Here is a 22,263-nt window from a genome sequence, read left to right as displayed (position 1 = left end):
CTCCGGTCAGACGGCGTCCGGCTCGGCGGGCTGGGCGGCCTTGGTGACCTGGGTGATCCAGGGGGCCTTGTAGTCGCCCAGCTCCAGCTTCTGGTCGTTCCAGCTGCCGAAGCGCGGATTGACGTCGATGTCGAGCGACTTCGCGGCGGCGGTGAAGGCCGCGTTCAGCCGCTGCTGGCCGTCGGGGGTGTTGGCCGCGCCGATGGACTCGGCGAGCTTGCCGACGAGGATGTCCCGCCGGACCACGTCGTCCACCTGGTCCGGGGCGACCCCGCGCTGCTGGAGATACATCGCGGTGAGCTGCTCCTCGCCGCCCGACTGCTGGGCGAGGGCGATCCGGCCGTCCTCGACCTCCTTGCGGCTCGCGCTCACCCCGGCGTCGTCGGCGGCGCGCTCCACGACCCGGCTGACGATCAGGTCGTAGAGCTTGGCGCGGCTGAGCTGGCCGCTGTCCTTGACGAGCTGCGCCGACTGCGGGGAGCTCCGCTGCGCGGTGCGGACGTCCTTCACGCCGGCCTGGAGGGCGGAGACGTCGATCCGCTGGCCTCCGACGACGGCGGCCGCCCCGGGGTGCGCCTCATTGCCGCAGGCGCTGAGCAGGGGCGCGGCGAAGAGCAGCGCGGCGGAGACGGTGATCGCGGTGCGACGGCGGCGGTGCAAAGGAGCCTCCCGGCATGATTGTGCTGCGCTTCACAAGCCTGCGGGAACGATGTTAGGCAGTCCGGGGTGGCGGGGCCACTACTTCGCGGACACTGATTCGGCCGATACGGGCTCCGGTTCGGCCCCCCGCCGCCCGGGCTCGGGCCTGAGCATGATCGTCCGGGAGACGACGAAGGTGATCGGGATCGCGGCGGCCGAGGCGATCAGCGGCGCGTAGCGGCTGCCGAGGCCCAGCACGTCGACGAGGAGATAGACCCCGGCGGTGGTCACGGCGAAGTTGGCCGCGTTGGTGAGCGGGAAGAGCAGGAACTTCCGCCAGGTGGGCCGGGTCCGGTAGGTGAAGTAGGAGGTCAGGAAGAAGGAGCCGATCATGCTGAGCGCGAAGGCGGCGACATGGGCGGCCACATACGGCAGCCAGTTCAGCAGGATCAGGTAGAGGCCGTAGTACGTTCCGGTGTTCACGGCTCCCACCAGGGCGAATCTGACCAGCTGGCCCCGGACTGTCATCGTCTCGCTCACTCCCCCGTACGGATCCTGCGCTGTGGCGGTCTCCAGCAGCGTGCCACACCCGTCGCCCCGGATCCGGCCGGGGCGCTCAGGGTCCGCGGAACTGGCGCTGGCGCTCCAGCTGTCTGCGCACCTCGACGGCGAGCGGGTGGTAGGGCCCGTACGCCCGCTCGGCGTCGTACAGCAGGGCCTGGAACTGCCGGCCGGCGGCGGTGTGGTCGCCGACGGCGAGGAGGAGTCCGGCGATCCGGCGGCGTACGTCGAAGGCGCGGGCCGGGTCGGTCCCGTCGCCGTGGTACGGCAGCAGGGCGCGGTATTCGGCGATCGCGGCGGCGGCCTCGCCCAGCTGTTCCAGGCACTGGGCGGCGTCGTAGCGGAACTGGAGGGTCTGCGGGTCGCCGGGGCCGGCCTCGGCGGCCCGGTCGTCGGCGAGTCTGCGCAGCTCGGGCAGGGCGCGGCGGTACTGGCCGTCGTCCATCAGCGTGGTGGCGTACTGCTTGCGCAGGATTCTGACGACCGGGGAGTGCTCGCCGTGCTCGGCGGCGGCGGCCGGGAGTATCCCCCCGAGGATGTCGACGGCCTGGGTGACACCGCCCTCCCCGAGGAGGCGTTTGACCTCGTCGACGGCGGCGGCGACGTCGACGCGGGGCGCGGACTCGGGCGCGGACGGGGCCGCGGACCGGTGGTCGGGCCGGGCGGCGGCGGGCTGCGGGGCGGCGGCGCGGTCGGGCCAGGGGGCGGAGGGCCGCAGGAAGGGCCGGGTGGGGTCGAGCGGTCCGCCGGGCGCGCCGTGCGCGGGCAGCAGCGGGGCGAGCGCCGCGTACACCTCCTGCGCGTCGGCGGGCCGGTGCTGCGGGTCCTTGGCGAGCAGCCGCAGCACGAGCGCTTCGAGCGGCTCGGGTATCTCGGGGCGGAGCCTGCGGACCGGGAGCGGGGGTTCGTAGAGATGGCGGTGGAGGACGCCGAGGGCGGTGGAGCCGGCGAAGGGCACCTGGCCGCTGAGGAGTTCGTGGATCAGCACGCCGAGGGCGTACAGATCGGTGTACGGGCCGACCGCGCCGCCCATCGCCTGTTCGGGGGCCATGTAGGCGGGGCTGCCGATGGGGGAGCCGGTGTGGGTGAGGCGGGTGGTGTCGGTGTCGATGACGGAGGCGACGCCGAGGTCGAGGACGGTGACGGAGCCGTCGGGCTTGACCATCACATTGCGGGGTTTGAGGTCGCGGTGGACGATCGGGACGGCGTGCACGGCGGCGAGGACGGCGGTCAGCTGGGCGGCGACGGAGACCGCCCAGGTCCAGGGGTAGGGCTCGTGTTCGGCGAGATGGTCGGCGAGGTCGGCGCCCTCGACGTACTGCATCACGAGGTAGAGGTCGTCGCCGTCCTTGCCGGCGTCGTGCACGGTGACGAGTCCGGGGTGGGCGACCTGGGCGGTCACCCGGCATTCGCGGACGAAGCGGCGGCGTATCTCGTCGGCCCCGGTGGCGGCGGCCATCCGGTCGGGCCGCAGGAGCTTGACGGCCACGCGCCGGTCGAGCCGTCCGTCGTACGCGGTCCACACCTGGCCCATGCCGCCCTGGCCTATGACGGTGGAGAGTTCGTACCGGTCCGCGATGACGCGTCCGTTCACCGGCCCTGCTCCTTGCGGAGGTAGTCGCTCAGCTCGTCGAGTTCGGCGCGGACCTGCTCGATCCGGGGGGCGCCGGGGGCGGGGGCCGGGGCGGTGTACGGGGACGGCTGCGGGGGTTGGGGCTGGGGTTGCGGCTGGGGCTGGGCCTGGGCGGTGTACGGGGAGGGCGGGCGCGGCGGCGCGGTGTACGGGGAGCGGGCCGGCGGCGGAACGGGCGGGTGCGCCGGGGGCGGGTAGCCGTAGGCGGCGGCCCCGGGCCGGGCGGGCGGGTAGCCGTAGCCCGGGGCCGGGGGCCCCGGCGGCACGGGCGGTCCGGCGACGGGCACGGTCACGGAGTACGGCGAGGGCCCGGCCGGCGGCTGCGGGCCCGGCCGCTGGTAGTGGCGGATGTCCGCCACCAGATAGTGCACCGAGACCCCGATCGCCATCGCGACCATCGCCAGCGAGCCCGCGACGCCCGCGGGCGTGGTCCCGGGCTCCTCCGGCTTCGCGGGCGCGTCCGGGTCCTGGACCTCGCCGAAGACCACGAGGATCCCGATCGCGGCGGCGAGGGCGAGCCCGAACAGCACCCAGTCGAGACGGCGTCCGCGCACGATCGCCAGCCTCAGCAGGGCGGCCCAGGAGAACAGGCCGAGGCCGGCCAGGGAGATCGCCACGAAGACCACGCGCAGCGTGACGAGCGTCGCCGTGGCCGGTCGTCTGGCGGGGGGCGAGGCATAGCCGTGGCCGTGCATTCCTGCTCCTGATGGCCTGGGGACGAGGCTGAGTAGGGGACGAGCGTATACACCGACACGGACGAGGGCTCCCAGGTTGCACGGCGCGGCTGTCCCGTGCGTCACGCCCCTGGCCGCCGGGGCCGGTGGCTAGTCGGGGCGTACGGTGCCGTCCGCCAGCCCGTCGTACAGGCCCTGCACCAGCTGTTCGCCGAGCCGGCCCGTGAGCCTCAGCGCGTCCTCGAAGGCGGCGAGGGCGCGGTAGCGGTCGCCGTAGCGGCGCTGGTCGGCCAGGGGGAGCCGGGGGATCTGGAGCCTGCGGACGTCGAGCCGGGTCGCGGTGGAGGCGTAGCTGCTGGCCTGCCGGGTGTTGGCGGTGCCGCGCAGGAATCCGGCGAGGAACCAGACGTCGAGCGCGGCCGGGTCGGGCCGCAGCAGATGGAGATTGCGGCCGAGGACGGCCCCGGCGGTGGCCTCGTCGACGACCCGGACGACGGAGCCGCCGCCGAGGACGGGCACGACGGCGTCGCCCGTCTCGACGCGGACGAGTTCCGCCTCGGAGCCGTCGGAGCCCTCGGCGGGTGTGCCGGAGGGGGCTGTTCCGGTGAGGACGTCCTGTTCGGTGAGGACGGCTCCCGGGCCGCTGTGGCCGCCCGGGGCGGCGGAGGCCGATCCGGCCCGGAGCAGCAGGGCCCCGGCGCGGGCGAGTTCGCCGACGGTGGTGGCGGGCCAGGGCGCGGGCCGGTCGGACGCGGGCGGCGGCGGGGTGAGTTCGGCGGTGAGCCGGAGGGTGTCGCCGAGCCGGTCGCGCACCCGCAGCAGTTCGTCCGCGCCGACGGCGGAGTCCGGCGGCGGGACGTGCCGGGCGGGGGCGAGGTCGACGTCGTCGTCGAGGAGTTCGAGTACGGGGACGGCGCGGCCGATCCCGCCCTCGGCGGCGGTGTCCCCCGGGGCGCCGCCGGGGCTGTCGTCACGGTCGCCGCCGCGGTCGCGGTCGTCACGGTCGCGGTCGCGGTCGTCACGGTAGTCGCGGTCGTCACGGTCGAAGGAGTGCCAGGCGTCGAGCACGGCCTGCCGGACGGCCGGCCAGTCGAGCCGGTCGCGTCCGCCGCCCGCGCCGGCGAGTTCGGCGGTCTCCACGAGGAGCAGTTCGGGCGCGGGGGCCCGGCCCGGTTCGGGCTTGCGCAGCACCCAGAGGTGGAGCGGGATGCCGTACGGCGGGGCCGCGCCCGCGGGCAGCGCGATGACGGCCCGCAGCGCGCCCCGGCGGAGCAGCCCGGCCCGGATGCGGCGGCCGGAGCGGCGGGAGGCGGCGGCGGGCGGCATCAGGACCACGGCGGTGCCGCCGGGCCGCAGCCGGGCCAGGGCGTGCTGGACCCAGGCCAGTTCGGATTCGGTGCGAGCCGGGAAGCCGTACTCCCAGCGCGGGTCGTAGGCCAGCTCGTCGTGGCCCCAGTTGCGCTCGGTGAAGGGCGGGTGGCAGAGGACGGCGTCGGCGGCGTCGGCGGGGAAGGCGTCGGCGCGCAGGGTGTCGCCGGCCCGGGCGCGGACGGCGGCGCCGGAGCGCAGGGCGAGCCGGAGCGCGGTGAGCGCGGCGAGGTCGGGGTCGGCGTCCTGGGCGTGGAGGGCGGCGGGCCGGTCGACGGCGGCGAGCAGGCCGCCGGCTCCGGCGGCCGGGTCGAGGACGGTCGCGCCCTCGCGGGGGGCGGCGAGCGCGGCCATCAGGGCGGCGGGCCCGGGCGGGGTGAGCGTGTACTGACGGAGGTTGGCGTCGAGGAAGCGGCCGAGCAGGAACTCGAAGGTGTCGCGGGGGCCGAGTTCGGCGGCGAGTTCGACGGCGGAGCGCAGCAGGGCGGCGGAACCGAGCGCTCCGGCGGCGGCCGATCCGGCGTCGGGAGCCGGGTCGGTGGCCCCGGAGGTCAGGGATCCGAAGTTCAGGGATCCGGAGTTCGGGGCTCCGGAGGCCGGGGGCCCGGAGGCGGCGGCGCGGGGCAGGGCCGTGCGGAAGAGGGCCGTACGGTCCGCTCCGAAGCGGGCGGCCAGCACCGGTTCCACGGCGGTGGGCAGCAGTTCGGCCAGCTCCGTGTCGGGGGCGGCCGCCAGCTCCCGCCAGCGGGCCGGCCGCTCGTGGACGAGGAGCAGGGCGCAGCCGGTGCGGATCAGGGCGGTCGCGGTGGTCGCGGGGTGGTCGGCGAGCTGCTGCCAGACCCGTTCGCGGAGCGGGACCTCGGCGAGTTTGCCCTGGGCGCGCAGCCAGCGCTCGACCTCGGGGAGGGCGAAGGCGGGGCTGGTCTCGGTGCCGCCGACGGGTTTGGGGAAGTCGGCGTGCCTCCGCCGCCAGTTGCTGACCGCGGCCCGTCCGACGCCCGCCAGCCGGGCGATCCCGGCCGCGGTCACCTCGCTTGCGTTCTCCGGCATCTGGCCGCCTCCGTCATCCGTCGCCGCTGGTCAGAACGGTGTGTTGTGTCGCAGAGCATAGCGGCAGCACATCGGGACCCCACTTCACAGTGCGAGTGAACCAAAATCCCGTGAACAGTGTTGACTCGGTTCACAGGCTCTGGTCTTATTAACCCGTCACCACGGGGGCTCCTCATCGGGCCCGATCACACGCCATGTCCGGGAGGACACATGTCCCACTCCACGCACCAGCCCCAGTACGGCGGCGGCCCTCAGCCCCACGGGCAGCACCAACAGCCGTACGGACATCACGCGCCGGCCCCCCGGCCGATGCGGAACGGGCTCGGTACGGCCGCGCTGATCCTGGGCATCCTCGGCGTCATCACCGGCCCGATCCCGCTGATCTTCTGGCTGGGCGGCACCCTCGGTCTGATCGCCCTGATCCTCGGCCTGGTCGGCCGGGGCCGGGTGAAGCGCGGCGAGGCGAGCAACAAGGGCGTGACCACCGTCGGCGCGGTCCTCGGACTCCTCGCGATGATCGGCGCGACCGTCGGCGCGGTGATCACCTTCAAGGCCGTGGACGACGCGGTGAACGAGCTGGACAGCTCGATGAGCGCGAGCAAGGAGCCCGCCGCCGGATCGGACGGCGACTCCGGCGGCGACTCCGATGGCGGTTCCGACGCCAAGAGCAAGGACAAGAAGAAGGGGAAGGGCAAGGGCGCGGGCGGCGGCTCCGGAAGCGACTCCTCCGGAGCGCTCGCCGCCGGGGAGAGCGCCGTCTACAAGAACGGTGTGAAGATCACCGTCTCCGCCGCCAAGAGCTACTCCCCCAGCGAGTACGCGGCCGGCCACACCGCGGGCAACAAGGCGTACGAGATCTCCGTGACCGTGGAGAACACCGGCGACGAGAAGTTCGAGTCCGGGCTGCTGACCACCGAGGGCCGGGCCGGGGCCGACGGCGTCACCGCCGAGCAGATCTTCGACGACAAGGTCGGCTCCGGTCTCACCGGAACGGTCCTCCCCGGCAAGAAGTCCACCGTCCGCCACGCCTACTCCGCGCCCGCCGACGCGAAGACCCTCATGATCGAGGTCAGCCCCGGCATCCTGCTGGACGCCTCGGTGTGGGAGCTGTCGGTCTGACGGGCAGCGCCCCGTACCGCCGCCGCGCTGCCCCCGGGCGCGGCGGCCCCGCCCGTACCGCCCGTATCACCCGTACCGGCCGCGAGCGAACGCCGGTCAGCGGCACTGGGCGAGCATCGCCTCCTTGTCGGCCGCCGTCACGGGCATGTCGTACGCGACGGCCACCTGGGAGATCCGCACCGCGTAGGAGCAGCGGATCTTCTTGTTCGGCGGCAGCCAGGACGCCGGCCCGGAATCGCCCTTGGAGCTGTTGGACGGACCGTCCACCGGCAGCAGATTCAGCGGGTCGTTGGCGAGCCGCCGCCGCTTCTCCGCGGTCCACCGGGCCGCGCCCATCTGCCAGCTGTACGAGAGGGGAACGACATGATCGATCTGGACCGCGGCGGCCTTGCGCTTGCGCCACTCGATGGAGGTCCCGGTATAGGGGTCGTCCAGGGTGAGGGCCGTGACCACACAGTCGGAGCCGGAGCGGTACGCCAGCTTCCGGCCGTCCCGGGCGAGCAGGTCGTTACGGGTGTCACAGCCGTTGCGGGCCAGCGGCACCCCGTCGGCCGAGTCCATCCAGGCGTACCCGAAGCGATCGCGCTCGTACCCCGTCCTCGGTCCGCGGCCCTTGGTCGTCACCTTCTCGATCAGGCGGCGGGCCGCCGCCCGGTCCGCGTCGGAGGTGAGCGGCGCGAGCCCCGGCCCGGTGCCGTCGGGGTTGGCGAGCGGGCTGGTGCCCGAGGAGGAAGAGGAGGAGGAAGCGGAGTCCCGGGGCGCGGAGCCGTCGGCCTCGCATCCCACGAGAGCGGCCGTCGCGGCCAGGGCCAGCAGGCAGCCGACGATCGTACGGGGTCCTGGGATCCGGGCATCGTTCACCCGCGCAGCCTACTGACCGGGCCTCAGACCGCCCGCCGTCAGGGCTGATCGGCGCCGGCCCCCGCGCCCCGGCCGCGCGACGGCGGGCCGGGACGGGGCGGGCGAGGCGGACGAGGTCGGACCGGGCGGACCGGGCGGACCAGCCCGGGCGGGTCAGGAGCCCAGGATCGTGGTGAGGAACTCCCCGGTCCAGCCGAGCAGTTCCCTTCCCACCACCGGCTTCCCGCCGATCTTCCCCGAGGTCGGCCTCGGCACCAGCACCTGCTTGGCCGCCGGCTTGACGACCGTACGCGGATGCAGCCGCTTCAGCCGCAGCTCCTGCGACTCCCGCAGCTCCACCGGAGCGAACCGGATATTGCTCCCCTGAAGCACGATCTCGGCGACCCCGCAGGCCCGCGCCAGCATCCGCAGCCCCGCCACCAGCAGCAGATTCTCCACCGGCTCCGGCAGCTTGCCGTAACGGTCGACGAGTTCGTCGCGGACCGCCTTGATGTCCTCCTCGGTGTTCGCGGCGGCGATCGCCCGGTACGCCTGGAGCCGCAGCCGCTCACCGGGGGCGTAGTCGTGCGGGACATGCGCGTCCACCGGCAGCTCGATCTTGACCTCCAGCGGCGGCTCCTCCTCCGTCCCGCCCTCCAGCGAGGCCCGGTAGTCGGCGACCGCCTCGCCCACCATCCGTACATACAGATCGAAGCCGACGCCCGCGATATGGCCGGACTGCTCCCCGCCGAGGAGATTGCCCGCGCCCCGGATCTCCAGGTCCTTCATCGCCACATACATGCCCGCGCCCATCTCGGTGTGCTGGGCGATCGTCGCGAGCCGCTCGTGCGCGGTCTCGGTGAGCGGCTTCTCCGGCGGGTAGAGGAAGTACGCGTAGCCCCGGTCCCGGCCCCGGCCGACCCGTCCGCGCAGCTGGTGCAGCTGCGAGAGGCCGAAGTTGTCGCCGCGCTCCACGATCAGCGTGTTGGCGTTGGAGATGTCGATGCCCGACTCCACGATCGTCGTGGAGACCAGCACATCGAACTTCTTCTCCCAGAAGTCCACCACGACCTGTTCGAGCGCCGACTCCGACATCTGGCCGTGCGCGGTGGCGATCCTCGCCTCGGGGACGATCTCCCGGAGGCGGGCCGCGGCCCGGTCGATGGACTCCACCCGGTTGTGGATGTAGAAGACCTGGCCCTCGCGGAGCAGTTCACGGCGGACGGCCGCGCCGATCTGCTTCTCCTCGTACGGGCCGACGAAGGTGAGCACCGGGTGGCGCTCCTCCGGCGGGGTGGTGATGGTCGACATCTCGCGGATGCCGGTGACCGCCATCTCCAGCGTCCTGGGGATGGGGGTCGCTGACATGGTCAGCACATCGACATTGGCCCGCAGCTTCTTCAGCTGCTCCTTGTGCTCGACGCCGAAGCGCTGCTCCTCGTCCACGATGACCAGGCCCAGGTCCTTGAACCTGGTCTCCGAGGAGAAGAGCCGGTGGGTGCCGATGACGATGTCGACCGCGCCGTCCCGCAGCCCCTCCAGGGTCGCCTTGGACTCGGTGTCGGACTGGAAGCGGGAGAGCGCCCGCACCTTCACCGGGAACTGCGAATACCGCTCGGAGAAGGTGCCGAAGTGCTGCTGCACCAGCAGCGTGGTGGGGACCAGGACCGCGACCTGCTTGCCGTCCTGGACCGCCTTGAAGGCGGCGCGCACCGCGATCTCCGTCTTGCCGTAGCCGACGTCGCCGCAGATCAGCCGGTCCATCGGGACCGTCTTCTCCATGTCCTCCTTGACCTCGGCGATCGTGGAGAGCTGATCGGGCGTCTCCATGTACGGGAAGGCGTCCTCCAGCTCCCGCTGCCAGGGGGTGTCCGGGCCGAAGGCGTGGCCGGGGGCCGCCATCCGGGCCGAGTAGAGCTTGATCAGATCGGCGGCGATCTCCTTGACGGCCTTCTTGGCGCGCGCCTTGGTCTTCGTCCAGTCCGCGCCGCCGAGCCGGTGCATGGTGGGGGCCTCGCCGCCCACGTACTTGGTGATCTGCTCCAGCTGGTCGGTGGGGATGTAGAGCCGGTCGCCGGGCTGGCCGCGCTTGGCCGCGGCGTACTCCACGACCAGATACTCACGGGTCGCGCCCTGGACGGTGCGCTGCACCATCTCGACGTAGCGGCCGACGCCGTGCTGCTCGTGGACGATGTAGTCGCCGGTCTCCAGGGTCAGCGGGTCGATCGTCTTGCGGCGGCGGGTCGGCATCCGGCGGCCGTCCTTGCCGGCCGCCTTCTGGCCGGAGAGGTCGGTCTCGGTGAGGACGACCAGCTTCAGGGCCGGGTCGATGAAGCCGAAGTCGATCGATCCGCAGGCCACATGGACCAGGGACGGGGAGATGTCGGCGAGGTCGGCGTCCAGCCGGGCCGGCACGCCCTCGCCGCCGAGCACCTCGACGGTGCGGGTCGCCGGGCCGTGCGCCTCGGTGACGAAGACCGTGCGCCAGCCGTCCGCGAGCCAGCCCTTGGTGTCGGCGAGGGCCCGGGCGGTGTCGCCCCGGTAGGACTCCGGGGCGTGCATGCCCAGCTTGAGGGTCTCGTCGGTCAGCTCCTCGTCGGCGGCGAACGGGGAGATGGACCACCACATCATGTCCAGCTCACGGGCCCGGTCCCGGACGTCCGCGATCCCCCGCAGGGAGGCCGCGCCGACGTCGATGGGGGCCTCGCCGCCGCCCGCGGTCGCCGCCCAGGAGGCGTGCAGGAACTCCTGGCTGGTGGCGACGAGGTCGGCGGCCCGGGTGCGGACCCGCTCCGGTTCGCAGACCACGGTCATGGAGCCCTCGGGGAGCACGTCGAGCAGCAGTTCCATCTCGTCCACGAGCACCGGGGCGAGGGACTCCATGCCCTCGACCGCGATCCCCTCGGCGATCTTGCCGAGGAGTTCGCCCAGCTCGGGGTGGGCCTCGGCGAGGGTCGCGGCGCGCTGCCGGACCTCGTCGGTGAGCAGCAGCTCACGGCAGGGCGGGGCCCACAGTCCGTGCTCGGCGATCTCCAGGGAGCGCTGGTCCGCGATCTTGAAGTAGCGGATCTCCTCGATGTCGTCGCCCCAGAACTCCACCCGGAGGGGGTGCTCCTCGGTCGGCGGGAAGACATCGAGGATCCCGCCGCGCACGGCGAACTCGCCGCGCTTCTCGACCAGCTCCACCCGGGAGTACGCGGCGGCGGCCAGCGCGTCCACGACCTCGTTGAGATCGGCGCGCGCGCCGGTGCGCAGCGAGACGGGCTCCAGTTCGCCCAGGCCCTTGACCTGCGGTTGCAGTACGGAGCGGATCGGCGCGACGACGATCGAGACGGGGCCCGCGGCAGGGTCGTCCGCCGAGGGGTGGGCGAGCCTGCGGAGCACCGCGAGGCGGCGGCCGACGGTGTCGGAGCGGGGGGAGAGGCGTTCGTGCGGGAGGGTCTCCCAGGAGGGGTACTCGACGATGCCCTCCTCGGGCAGCAGCGAGCGCAGGGCGGCCGCGAGGTCCTCGGCCTCACGGCCGGTCGCGGTGACGGCGAGCACCGGGCGGCCGCTGTCGCGGGCGAGGGCGGCCAGGGCGAGGGGGCGCGCGGCGGGGGGCCCGACCAGGTCGACATGCGGACGGCCCGCGTCCCGGGCGACGCGCACCGCCTCGGCGAGCGCGGGGTCACGGACGACGGCGTCGAGCAGACCGTGCAGGCTCATGAAAGGGGGTCCCTCCCGGGAAGGCGGAGCGGGCAACGCGAACGGCCCGACACGTTGAACGGGCCGGGGTCCTCCAGCGTACGCCCGCCCTCCCCACCCCCGCCCCCCGAGGCACCGGCCCCCGCACCCGGCAAACCCAGCCCGTCCGACGATTGAGGACGAACCCGGAGCACAAGCCCCCGCACCCGGCAAACCCAGCCCGTCCGACGATTGAGGACGAACCCGGAGCACAGGCCCCCGCACCCGGCAAACCCAGCCCGTCCGGCGCTTGAGGACGAACCCGGAGCACAGGCCCCCGCACCAATACCGGCCCCCGCCGGGGACCAGCCCCCGAACCCCCGCGCCTCAAACGCCGGCGAGGCTGAAACACACCACCCACACCCAGCCCGTCCGGCGCTTGAGGACGGACGCGGGGCCCGGGCGCCCGCAGGGATGCGGGGGCACGGGCCCCGGGAGGGGGAGGGGGAAGGAGGGCTATTCGGTGGCGATGGCGTTGAGGACGTTCATGCGGCCGGCGCGGAAAGCGGGCACCAGCGCCGCGAAGAGCCCGACGAACGCCGACGCCACGAACACCACCGTGATCGTGGACCACGGAATCTCCAGCAACTTCATCCCTTCCAGCGCGAGCAGCTGCTGCGCCGCCACCCCCCACCCCATCCCCAGCCCCAGCCCCAGCAGCGCCCCGAAGAGAGCGATCACCACCGACTCCAGCCGGATCATCCGCCGCAGCTGCCTGCGCGAGAGCCCGATCGCCCGCATCAGCCCGATCTCCCGGGTGCGCTCCACCACCGAGAGCGCCAGCGTGTTCACCACGCCGAGCACGGCGACGATGATCGCGAGCCCGAGCAGGCCGTAGACGATGTTCAGGATCTGGTCGATCTGCTTCTTCAGCTCCGCCTTGTAGTCGCTCTGATCGCGCACCTTGTACTGCGGATAGTCGGCGAGCGCCGCGCTGAGCCCGGCCTTGGCCTCCTTGACCTGTCCCTTCTCGGCGGTGGCGAGCAGCATCTGGTTCTGCGGCATCCGGTCGGCGGGGAGGTACCGCGCGACGGTGTCGATGGCGAGGTACTTCGCGCCCTGGTCCAGGGCCGCGTCGTCGGAGGTGATCGCGGCGACCTTGAGCCGGGCGGCGCGGCCGCCGTCGAAGGCGACGGCGAGGGTGTCGCCGATCTTCACCCCGTGCTTGCGGGCGTAGTCGTCGCCGACGGAGATCGCGTCCTTGCCGTACGCGGCGGACTGCTCCCCCTCGACCATCTCGCGGCGCAGGTCCGTCGCGTAGGACGGGTCGGTGGCGGAGAGCGCCTCGTCCGCGGTCGTGCCGTCGGGCGCGGTGATCTTGGCCTTGACCATTCTGTACTCGGACACATGGGTGAGGCCGCCGGCCTTCTCCACGGCCCGGTGGGCCTGCGGGACGATCGGCTGTCCGTTGCCGGTCTGGATGATGAAGTCCGCGCCGACGCTCCGGTCCAGTTCGTCGGTGGCCGAGGCGACCATCGAGGAGCCGACCACGGAGAGCGCGGCGACCAGCGCGAGGCCGATCATCAGCGCGGCGGCGGTCGCCCCGGTGCGGCGCGGGTTGCGCAGCGCGTTGCGCTCGGCGAGCCGGCCGACGGGGCCGAACATCCGCAGCACCAGCGCGCCGATCGCCCGGACCACGACCTGGGCGAGGAGCGGCCCGATGACGATGAAGCCGAGCAGGGTCAGCAGCACTCCGAGGCCCAGGAAGAGGGAGCCGTCGGCGGCCTTGTCGACCTGGGAGGTGGTGATGAGGGCCGCGGCTCCGGCGCCGGTCAGCACCAGGCCGAGGGCGGCCCGGATCCGGCCGGACTTGCCGTCGGCCGGGGTCCCGGCGTCGCGCAGGGCGGCCATCGGGGAGACCTTGCCGGCCCGGCGGGCGGGGACGTAGGCGGCGAGGACGGTGACGACGACCCCGAGGACGAGCCCGATCACGGGCACGCTCCACCGCACGGTCAGATCGTCGGTGGAGAGGTTCATGCCCATGGCGCCCATGAGCTCCATCAGCCCGATGGCGAGCCCGACCCCGGCGGCGACGCCGGTGACGGAGCCGACGACGCCGAGGAAGAGCGCCTCCACCAGGACGGAGCGGTTGACCTGCTTGCGGCTGGAGCCGATGGCCCGCATCAGACCGATCTCGCGGGTGCGCTGGGCCACCAGCATCGAGAAGGTGTTGACGATGAGGAAGATGCCGACGAGGAAGGCGATTCCGGCGAAGCCGAGCATCGCGTACTTCATCACGTTGAGGAACTCGCCCAGCTCCTCGCGGCCCTCGTCGGTGGCCTCGGCGGCCGTGCTGACCTTGTAGGAGCCGGCGCCCAGCGCCGCGGCGACGTCCTTCTTGAGCCGGTCGTCGGAGACCCCGTCGGCCGCGGTGATCGAGAGGTAGCTGTAGCGGCCCTCCTCGCCGAGCAGTGCGCGCTGCGCGGTGGCGGACTCCAGGTAGACGATGGTCGCGCCGGGGTTGGTGACCTTGAAGGAGGCGATGCCCGAGATGGTGGTCCGGAGGTCCCCGGTGACGGCTATGACGCGCAGTTCGTCGCCGACGGCGAGCTTGTGCTTCTTCGCGGTGTCGGCGTCGATCATCGACTCGGCGGGGGCCCGGGGCGCGTGGCCCGAGGTGATCTCCATCGACTTGAGGTCGTTCCTGGTCCAGTCGCCGGCGATGGTCGGGGCGCCGCTGGTCGCGCCGACGTCCTTGTTGTCGGCGTCGACGACCGTGACGCTCATGCTGTTGACGGCGCCCTCGGCGAACTCGACCCCGTCGACGGCCTTGGCCTTCGCCAGGGCGGAGGCGGGCAGCGAGTCCGGCTTGCCGGTCTGCGACGCCGTCCCGTCGCCGTCGCCGGACTCCTTGGGCTTGACGCTGACATCGCTGGCGGTGACGGCGAAGAGCTTGTCGAAGGTGGTGTTCATGGTGTCGGTGAAGACGAGCGTCCCCGACACGAAGGCGACGGACAGCAGTACGGCGATCGCCGAGAGCGCCATGCGCCCCTTGTGCGCGAGGAAGTTGCGCAGGGAGGTCTTGAGGACGGTCACGAGGTACGCCCCCGGGCGTCGAAGTCCTTCATCCGGTCGAGCACGGCCTCGGCGGTGGGCCGGAACATCTCGTCCACGATCCGGCCGTCGGCGAGATACAGCACCCGGTCGGCGTAGGAGGCGGCGACCGGGTCATGCGTGACCATGACGATGGTCTGGCCCAGCTCGTCCACGGAGCGGCGGAGGAAGCCGAGGACTTCGGCGCCCGCGCGGGAGTCGAGGTTCCCGGTGGGCTCGTCGCCGAAGATGATCTCGGGCTGGGCGGCGAGCGCCCGGGCGACGGCGACGCGCTGCTGCTGGCCGCCGGAGAGCTGGGTGGGCCGGTGCTTCAGCCGTTCGGAGAGGCCGACCGTCGACACCACCCGGTTCAGCCAGGCGGCGTCGGGCTTGCGGCCCGCGATGTCCATGGGGAGGGTGATGTTCTCCAGGGCGTTCAGCGTGGGCAGCAGGTTGAACGCCTGGAAGATGAAGCCGACGCGGTCTCTTCGGAGCTGGGTGAGCTTCTTGTCCTTGAGACCGGTGATCTCGGTGTCGTCCAGGTGGATGCTGCCGGAGGTGACGGTGTCGAGTCCGGCGAGGCAGTGCATCAGGGTGGACTTGCCGGAGCCGGAGGGGCCCATGATCGCGGTGAACTGCCCGCGGGCGATGTCGACGTCGACATGGTCGAGGGCGACGACCCGGGTCTCCCCGGCGCCGTACGCCTTGACGATCTGACGTCCACGCGCGGCGACGGCCGTGCGCCCTCCGGTGCCCCCGTGCTGGGGAATGGTCACAGCCGTTGTCACGTGATGTCTCCTATGTCGGTCGATCCGCGCGAGTGTCGCCGCGGCCATTCGAGTCTGTCGAGGGGGGCGGGACGGCGCACTGGTGCCCGGCGCAGTTCGAGCCGGGGGTTTACCCCACCCCCGTCGTGCGGCCCTCGGCCCCCCGGCGCCGCGTAAGAACAACTTAAGGAGTCGGCCCCGCCGGACACGTCGTCCCTCGGGACGAACGCGCCCCGGCCGTTCGTAGGGAGGAGCCCCTAGGGGTGCCGTCGCCTTCCGCCGGGGTTCCCGGTCGGGTTCGCGCGCCCTCCCACCGGGCGACCTCGGGTGAGAGGGTGTCCCCGGGGCAAATAGGTGCAGGGGGAAAGGAATTCGGCGTGCCGAAGAAACCGAGACTGTCCGAACCGGAGCGCCAAGCCCCGCAGGCCGATGAGACACGGGCCCGCAAGGCGGTGGTCGCCGCGCTGATGGCGGGGATGGCGCTCGCCGCGCTCGACGGGACGATCGTGTCGACCGCCGTCCCGCAGATCGTCGGCGACCTCGGCGGATTCGCCGTCTTCTCCTGGCTCTTCTCCGGCTATCTGCTGGCCGTCACCGTCACTCTGCCGGTGTACGGGAAGCTCTCCGACACCCTCGGCCGCAAGCCGGTGCTGATCGCGGGGATCGTCCTCTTCCTCATCGGCTCGCTGCTCTGCGCCGTCGCCTGGAACATGGCCTCGCTGATCGCGTTCCGTATCGTCCAGGGCCTGGGCGGCGGGGCGCTCCAGGGCACGGTCCAGACGATCGCCGCGGATCTCTATCCGCCGAAGGAGCGCCCGAAGATCCAGGCCCGGCTCTCCACGGTGTGGGCGGTGTCGGCCGTCGCGGGCCCGGCGGTCGGCGGGCTGCTGGCGACCTACGCCGACTGGCGCTGGATCTTTCTGATCAATCTTCCGGTGGGGGCGGTCGCCCTGTGGCTGATCGCGCGCCATCTGCGCGAGCCGGACCGGCCGCGAGCGCCCGCGGCGAAGCCGCCCACAAAGCCCGGCGCGACGTCGCGTAGCGAGCCCGGCACGAAGTCGCGGACAAGGCCCGGTACGGCGTCCGGCACGCGCGGGCCCGGGTCCCGCATCGACTGGCCGGGCGCGCTGACCGTCTTCGGCGCGGGAGCCGCGCTGCTCACCGCGCTCGTCCAGGGCGGCGTCGCCTGGCCCTGGCTCTCCGCGCCCTCCCTGGCGCTGCTGGGCGGCGGGGCGCTCCTGGCGGCGGCCACCGTCGTCGTGGAGCGGCGGGCCGCCGAACCGATCCTGCCCGGCTGGGTCTGGCGGCGGCGCACCATCGCCGCGGTCAATCTCGCGCTCGGCGCGCTGGGTCTGCTGATGATCGCCCCCATGGTCTTCCTGCCGACCTACGCCCAGTCGGTGCTGGGACTCGGCCCGGTGGCGGCCGGATTCGTCCTCTCCGTGATGACCATCAGCTGGCCCATCAGCGCGGCCCTCTCCAGCCGTCTCTACAACCGGATCGGCATCCGCAGGACCGCTGCCATCGGCATCGCGTTCGCCGCGCTGATCCTGGCGGCCTTCCCCCTGCTCCCCTACCCCGCCTCCCCCTGGCAGCCCGCCCTGATCATGCTGCTGCTCGGCGCGGCGCTGGGCCTCTTCCAGCTGCCGCTGATCGTGGGCGTGCAAGCCTCGGTGGGCTGGTCGGAGCGGGGGACGGCGACCGCCTCCATACTCTTCTACCGCCAGATCGGCCAGAGCGTCGGCGCGGCCCTCTTCGGCGCGGTGGCCAACACGGTGCTCACCTCCCGGCTCGGCGGCGCGGGCGACCTCGAATCCGTCGCCCAGTCCCTGGAGAACCCGGCCGCCCTCACGGCCGAATCCGCCGACCGGCTCCGCCGCGCGGTGGACGCGGCGGTCGACCATGTCTACATCGGGGCGGCCGCGGCGGCCGTCGCCGCGCTGCTCGCCCTGCTGCTGCTGGCGCCCCGGCACTTCCCGGTGGTCGACGAGACCGCCCCCGCGCCCGCCCTCAAGGACGGCGACGGCTGAGGGCGCGCGCCGGGGCGGGACGGCGCGCGGGGCGCGGCGGGGCGGGACGGCGCCCGGGGCGCGGCGGGGCGGCGGGGCGGCGAGGCAGCACGGGCGGACCGGGACGGCCCGGCCCCCGACGGGCGGGTCAGTCGTCCGCCGGCGCGCGCCCGGTCAGGGCGGCGAGGCTGTCGCTGATGTGCGCCATGTGCGCGTTCATCTCCTCGCGGGCCTCCTCGTGCTCCCGCAGGATCCGCTCCGTCTCCCGGACGGTGCGCTCCTCCGCGAGACGCGCCTGTGTGAGCAGCTCCGCCGCCCGGGCCTCGGCGTCCTCCTGGCCGTGGCGGGCCTGCTCCCGGGTCTCGGCGAGGGCGCGCTCGGCCTCCGAGAGGGCCTTCTCGGCGAAGGCGGTCAGCTCGGTGTGGCGGGTGTCCAGTTCCGTACGCCGGCCGTCCAGTTCACGCCCCTGCGACTCCCAGCGCTCGGCCTGCTCCGACTCCAGATCGGCGAGCAGGCCCTCCGCCCGCAGCCGGGTCTCCTGCCAGACGGTCAGCGCGTCGGCCCGCCGGACCTTCGCCTCGGCCCGCGCCTGGCCGAGACGCTCCTCGGCGGCGGCCCCGGCCGTGGCCAGCACCTCCGCCGCGTGCGCCTCGGCGGCCTCCAGCACCGCGTCGGTCTCGGCCCGCGCCGCGTCGCGCACGCCCCGCCCGTCGGCCTTGGCCTCCTCCAGCGCGGCCAGCGCGTCACCGCGCGCCGTGGACCGTACCGACTCCGCCTCCTCCTCCGTGAGCGCGAGCAGCTCCTGGGCGCGGGGACCCATCACCTCGTAGGTCTGGGGGCTCAGCGCCGCCACCGCCTCGCGCAGCCGGGCCGCCTCCGCCTCCATCTCCTTGGCGAGCACGGTCAGCCGCGCCGCGCGCTCCCACGCGTCGTCGCGGCCTCGCGCGAGAGCGGCGACATGGGCGTCAGCCTCCTCCATGCGATAGCCGCGGCGTACGACGGCGAAGCCATGAGGCGAAACCGATGCTGCACTCATCCTTCGAGTCCCTTCCAGATCCACAACGACGCATTACGCGATTGTGCTCATATCCTTCCGGACCCAAAACAAACGCTCATAACGCGACACTGTGACATCAGGCGAAAGAAGACAGCGGAAGGGGCGTCCGGTCCACCGTCGTGGACCGGACGCCCCGGGGCGTGCGCGAGAGGCGCGGGCGTTACAGCAGCCCGTCCCACATCTGTTCCAGCAGCACCGACCACCAGGTGTCCGGGGAGGACAGCGCCGCCGGGTCCAGGGCCGCGAGCTGCGCCTGGAAGTCCACCGTCCAGCGGCCGGCCTGCTCCGGATTGAGGCCGTACCGGAAGCGCCACATCCGGCCGAGCAGCGCCATGCACCGCACGAACTCCGGCAGCCCGCTGTTCACGAACTGCGGCGGGGTGGGCTGACCGCCGGGGCCGGCCTCCACCGGGACCGCCACGATGTGCGCGGTCCCGTACTGGACGCAGATGGCCCGGCCGAAGTCATTGCCCACGACCAGATACGAACTGGCGTCGATCGCGGCCTGCACCTGCCGCTGCGCCGCCAGCTCGGCGAGCGTCGGGACGACCGGGTGCGCGGGCTGCGCCCAGAAGAACGGGTTGAAGTCGCCCGGCAGACCGGCCCACACCAGGGTCGCCGCCACCGTCTCGGGCACCCCCTGCCGGGAGACGGCCCGCTGGTCGAACCGGCAGATGCCCTGCGGCCCGAACGCCGACACCAGCTCCTGGGCGACCGCCTGCTGCGGCACCGGCGGGGCCTGCTGCACCTGCGGCAGCGGGGCCCGGACCGGCGCGGGGCGGGCCGGCCCGTCGGCGACCTGGTGCAACTCGCCCTGATGGGTGAGGAGTTGGCTCATCCCGCGCTGCCGTCCGGCGTGGTCGGTGCCGTACGGGGCGATATGGGTGATCCGCGCCTGCGGCCAGGTCTCGCCGATCATCCGGGCGCAGTATCCGCCCGGCAGCAGACACGACTCCAGCTCGGTGTGCAGCTCCAGCACCTGCTGCGGCGGCACATTGAGCGCGCGCAGCTCGTGCAGGATCTGCCACTCCGGGTGCGGGGTGCCGGGGGCCGATCTGCGGATGATCTGCGCCTCGGAGCCGTCGGGGGCGCGATAGCGCAGTACGGCCTGGTAGCCGGGCCCCACCGTGGGCACGCCGGGGCGCGGATAGCCGTACGAGGGGGGCGGGCCGCCCTGCGGTACGGCTCCGGGCGGCGGTACGGCTCCGGGCGGCGGGCCGGGCGGGCCGGGCGGCGGCGGGACTCCGGGGCCGGAGCCCATCCGGCCGGGGTCGGACAGCACCGTCGCCGCCTGGTGGACTCCGCCGGGGGGCGGGGTCGAGCCGGGCGGTGCGGGCGGGGCCGGCGGCGGCGGGGTCGGGGCGGACTGCCCCGGGAGGCCGGCCGGGACCTGGGGGCTCAGCTGGGTCGGCAGATATCCGGCCGCGGGCGCGCCGGGGGCGCCCGGTCCGGACGGCGGCGGGGTCGCCCCCGGCGGACGGGCGGCGGGCGCGCCGGGCACGCCCGGCGGCGGACCGGGGGGCGGCGGGGTCGTCGGACCGCCGCCGCGCGAGGGGCGTCCCGGGGGCTGGGCCCTGCTGGTCGCCGCGTCGGCGATGTCGGCCGCCCCGCCGGAGCCGGGGGCCGTCTCCTTGAGCGTCGGCCGCACGGCTGTGGGCGGCAACTGGCTGCCGCCCGCCATCAGCGCGGTGGGCGCGTCCGCGCCCGCCGCCGGGTCCGCGCTCCCGCCGTCCCGGCCGACCGGCGGCGCGGAGAACACGGTGTCGGGCAGGGGTACGGAGGCGTCGTCCGTGTCCACCGCGCTGGTGTCCGTCCACGACGTGGACCCGCCGCCGCTCGACGGCGTACGCGACCCGGCGGGGGCGGGCGGTGCGGCCGGCGGGGCCGGGGACGCGGGCGGCGGGGTCGGCGCGGCCGAGGCTCCGGGCGCGCCCGGGAAGGCGGGCGCGGGCGGGGGCGTCGGCGACGCGGACGGCGGTACGGGTGCGGAGGGCGCGGGAGCCGGGGGCCCGGGCGGCGCGGCGGGGGCGGGCAGGCCCGCGCCCAGCGAGTCGGACCAGGCCGAGTCGCCGCCGCGCGATCCCCCGCCCGCCTGGGAGGCGTTCTGCGAGGCGCTCCGGGAAGCGTGGTCCCGGGCGGCGGGGGCGGGGGGCGCGACGGGCCAGTCGTCCTCGGGCGGGGCGGCCGGCTCCGGCTCCCGCGCCCGCTCGGACCGCGCGGGCCCCTCGGACCGCCCGGGCCCCCCGGCCTCCTCGGCTCCCTCGGGTCCCGCGGGCTCCTCCGGCTCCTCGGCGCCGATCCGGTCCGCCGCGTCCTGGAGCCACTCCGGCGGCGTCAGCAGGAACGACGTCTGGTGCAGATCGATCCGCTGGGGCGGCTCGGCCGCGGCCGGGCCCGCGGCGACGGGAGCGCCGTACTCCTCCTCGTACCGCCGGATCACCTCGCCCACCGGCAGCCCGGGCCACAGCGACGCCTCGCCGCCGTCCCGCGCGATCACCAGGCGCTGTTCGCCGCCGTCCGGGCGCGCCCCGCTCTCGCGGTCCTCCGCCCAGACGACGAAGCCCAGATCGAACTCCCGCACCCGCACCTCACGGTGCTGATACGGGGGCACATCGCCGTTCACCCATTCTTCCGCGCGCTCCTGCGCCTGTGCGAAGGTCACCATCGGAGCGTCACTCCTCGCCGGAGACGGGAACGGCGCGCGCGAAGCCGCCGTCCACCATCAGATTCGCCACGGTCTCCAGCTCCGCGGGATTGCCCGCCAGCCGCCGGAGGAAGTCGTCGAAGTCGTCGCCGCAGGGCAGCAGCAGCCGGTCGACGCGCTGCTGCACATTCCAGCCGTCGCGGTCGCGCCCGTCGTCATAGGCGCAGAACCAGACCGAGCCGATCGCCGTCCCTCTGACCTTGACCGCCAGGATGCCGCCCTGGACGAACGCGACGCCCAGATAGTCCTTGGTCAGATGGTCGCGCAGGCACTTGTTGACGTACACCAGGTCATTGACGGCCGCCTCGTCGCGGACGGTCAGGAACGGCTGGTCCACCAGCAGCCCCAGCTCCGCGTCGAGGGCCGCGCCGACGGGGGCGCAGCCGCCCGCCGCCTTGAGGAAGGTGCGGTACGCGCCGGGCAGCCGGTAGCCGAGGTCCTCCTCGGCGCCGAGCAGTTGCTGTTCGGCGACGGAGAGCGCGCCCCGGGGCAGGCCGAAGTGGACCGGCCGGGTCTCCTGGAGCGGGCGGGTGCCGCGCTTGTCCTGGTCGACCGGGGTCGTCGCCAGACCGCCGTGGTGCCTCAGCAGAGCCTTCACCTCGACCGGGACCAGTTCGAGCCGGCGGGTGCCGCGCACATGGTGCCAGGTCCAGCCGTGCGGGGTGGCGACGGCGGGGAGGGTGTCCCAGAGCGCGTGGCCGGCGGCGTGCAGCGCCGCGTTGGCCGACACGTAGTCGGTGAGACGGAGTTCGTCGACGCCGAAGCCCTCCGGGGGTTCGGCGATCTCGGCGGCGGCCCTCGCGTACGCCGAGAAGTCCGGGTAGCCCTCGGCGTCCACGCGGACGCCGCCGGGGTGGCGGGCGGCCCGTACGGGGTCCGGGAAATGGACGGTCTGACCGGCGTAGGCCGCGTTCGGCGGCCGTCCGGGGCCGTCCGGTGGCGCGACGGTTCCCCCGGCTCCCGCGGACTGGGGGCCGGGAGGCGTCCCCAGCCCTTGCCGACCTGTCGTCATGGCGATCCGCCCCCTGCTGGCTTCTGACTGTTCGGGACAGCCTAAGCGGTGGGGACCCGGGGAGCGCCGGTCGT

Annotated in this window: 14 protein-coding genes; 2 read left to right on the top strand and 12 right to left on the bottom strand. The window is 73.8% G+C overall.

The features are described from left to right. Positions 1–6 precede the first annotated feature (6 nt). From ACF089_RS24720 to ACF089_RS24700, 5 genes are all read right to left on the bottom strand, one after another. Positions 7–660 carry a SurA N-terminal domain-containing protein gene (locus ACF089_RS24720; RefSeq protein WP_392030326.1) on the bottom strand — a complete coding sequence of 218 codons (654 nt, stop codon included), beginning with the start codon at positions 658–660 and terminating at the stop codon, positions 7–9. Positions 661–738: 78 nt separating this feature from the next. Then, positions 739–1,167, bottom strand: coding sequence for a GtrA family protein (locus ACF089_RS24715; RefSeq protein WP_392030323.1), 429 nt, complete (start codon positions 1,165–1,167; stop codon positions 739–741). Between the two features lie 88 nt (positions 1,168–1,255). Continuing rightward, positions 1,256–2,794 carry a protein kinase gene (locus ACF089_RS24710; protein WP_392030319.1) on the bottom strand — a complete coding sequence of 513 codons (1,539 nt, stop codon included), beginning with the start codon at positions 2,792–2,794 and terminating at the stop codon, positions 1,256–1,258. Further along, on the bottom strand, positions 2,791–3,528 hold the full coding sequence (locus tag ACF089_RS24705) for a hypothetical protein (protein WP_392030316.1): 738 nt from the start codon (positions 3,526–3,528) through the stop codon (positions 2,791–2,793). Before ACF089_RS24705 ends, ACF089_RS24710 begins: the two co-directional genes overlap by 4 nt. 129 nt (positions 3,529–3,657) lie before the next feature. Then, on the bottom strand, positions 3,658–5,925 hold the full coding sequence (locus ACF089_RS24700; RefSeq protein WP_392030313.1) for a class I SAM-dependent DNA methyltransferase: 2,268 nt from the start codon (positions 5,923–5,925) through the stop codon (positions 3,658–3,660). Between the two features lie 210 nt (positions 5,926–6,135). On the opposite strand from ACF089_RS24700, the gene ACF089_RS24695 reads away from it, so the two are divergent. Then, the gene (locus ACF089_RS24695; protein WP_392030310.1) at positions 6,136–7,044 is read left to right on the top strand and encodes a DUF4352 domain-containing protein; all 909 of its coding nucleotides are present in this window, start codon (positions 6,136–6,138) and stop codon (positions 7,042–7,044) included. 96 nt (positions 7,045–7,140) lie between these two features. Here the strand turns inward: ACF089_RS24695 and ACF089_RS24690 are convergent, their stop codons facing one another. The 4 genes from ACF089_RS24690 to ACF089_RS24675 form a co-directional block, all read right to left on the bottom strand. After that, positions 7,141–7,905, bottom strand: a complete 765-nt coding sequence (locus ACF089_RS24690; RefSeq protein ID WP_392030307.1) for an HNH endonuclease family protein — start codon at positions 7,903–7,905, stop codon at positions 7,141–7,143. Between the two features lie 153 nt (positions 7,906–8,058). Then, the gene (gene mfd / locus ACF089_RS24685) at positions 8,059–11,589 is read right to left on the bottom strand and encodes a transcription-repair coupling factor (RefSeq protein ID WP_392030304.1); all 3,531 of its coding nucleotides are present in this window, start codon (positions 11,587–11,589) and stop codon (positions 8,059–8,061) included. A 474-nt stretch (positions 11,590–12,063) separates the two neighbouring features. Further along, positions 12,064–14,643 carry an ABC transporter permease gene (locus tag ACF089_RS24680; RefSeq protein ID WP_392030301.1) on the bottom strand — a complete coding sequence of 860 codons (2,580 nt, stop codon included), beginning with the start codon at positions 14,641–14,643 and terminating at the stop codon, positions 12,064–12,066. Beyond that, complete coding sequence (locus tag ACF089_RS24675; RefSeq protein ID WP_392030298.1) at positions 14,640–15,428, bottom strand: ABC transporter ATP-binding protein; 789 nt, start codon at positions 15,426–15,428, stop codon at positions 14,640–14,642. The genes ACF089_RS24680 and ACF089_RS24675 overlap by 4 nt, the downstream gene beginning before the upstream one ends. Positions 15,429–15,874: 446 nt before the next feature. Between ACF089_RS24675 and ACF089_RS24670 the strand changes: the two genes are divergently transcribed. Beyond that, complete coding sequence (locus tag ACF089_RS24670) at positions 15,875–17,437, top strand: MFS transporter (protein ID WP_392030603.1); 1,563 nt, start codon at positions 15,875–15,877, stop codon at positions 17,435–17,437. A gap of 127 nt (positions 17,438–17,564) precedes the next feature. On the opposite strand, the gene ACF089_RS24665 is transcribed toward ACF089_RS24670, so the two are convergent. From ACF089_RS24665 to ACF089_RS24655, 3 genes are all read right to left on the bottom strand, one after another. Then, on the bottom strand, positions 17,565–18,452 hold the full coding sequence (locus tag ACF089_RS24665; protein ID WP_392030295.1) for a cellulose-binding protein: 888 nt from the start codon (positions 18,450–18,452) through the stop codon (positions 17,565–17,567). A 181-nt stretch (positions 18,453–18,633) separates the two neighbouring features. Beyond that, positions 18,634–21,138 carry an SUKH-4 family immunity protein gene (locus ACF089_RS24660; protein ID WP_392030292.1) on the bottom strand — a complete coding sequence of 835 codons (2,505 nt, stop codon included), beginning with the start codon at positions 21,136–21,138 and terminating at the stop codon, positions 18,634–18,636. 7 nt (positions 21,139–21,145) lie between these two features. Then, positions 21,146–22,189, bottom strand: coding sequence for an SMI1/KNR4 family protein (locus ACF089_RS24655; protein ID WP_392030289.1), 1,044 nt, complete (start codon positions 22,187–22,189; stop codon positions 21,146–21,148). Between the last annotated feature and the right edge of the window lie 74 nt (positions 22,190–22,263).

It is taken from the genome of Streptomyces sp. NPDC014894 (assembly GCF_043080985.1).
Classification (GTDB): domain Bacteria; phylum Actinomycetota; class Actinomycetes; order Streptomycetales; family Streptomycetaceae; genus Streptomyces.
The sequence above is the reverse complement of the archived record's forward strand: the minus strand, read 5'-3'. Positions and strand labels throughout refer to the sequence as shown.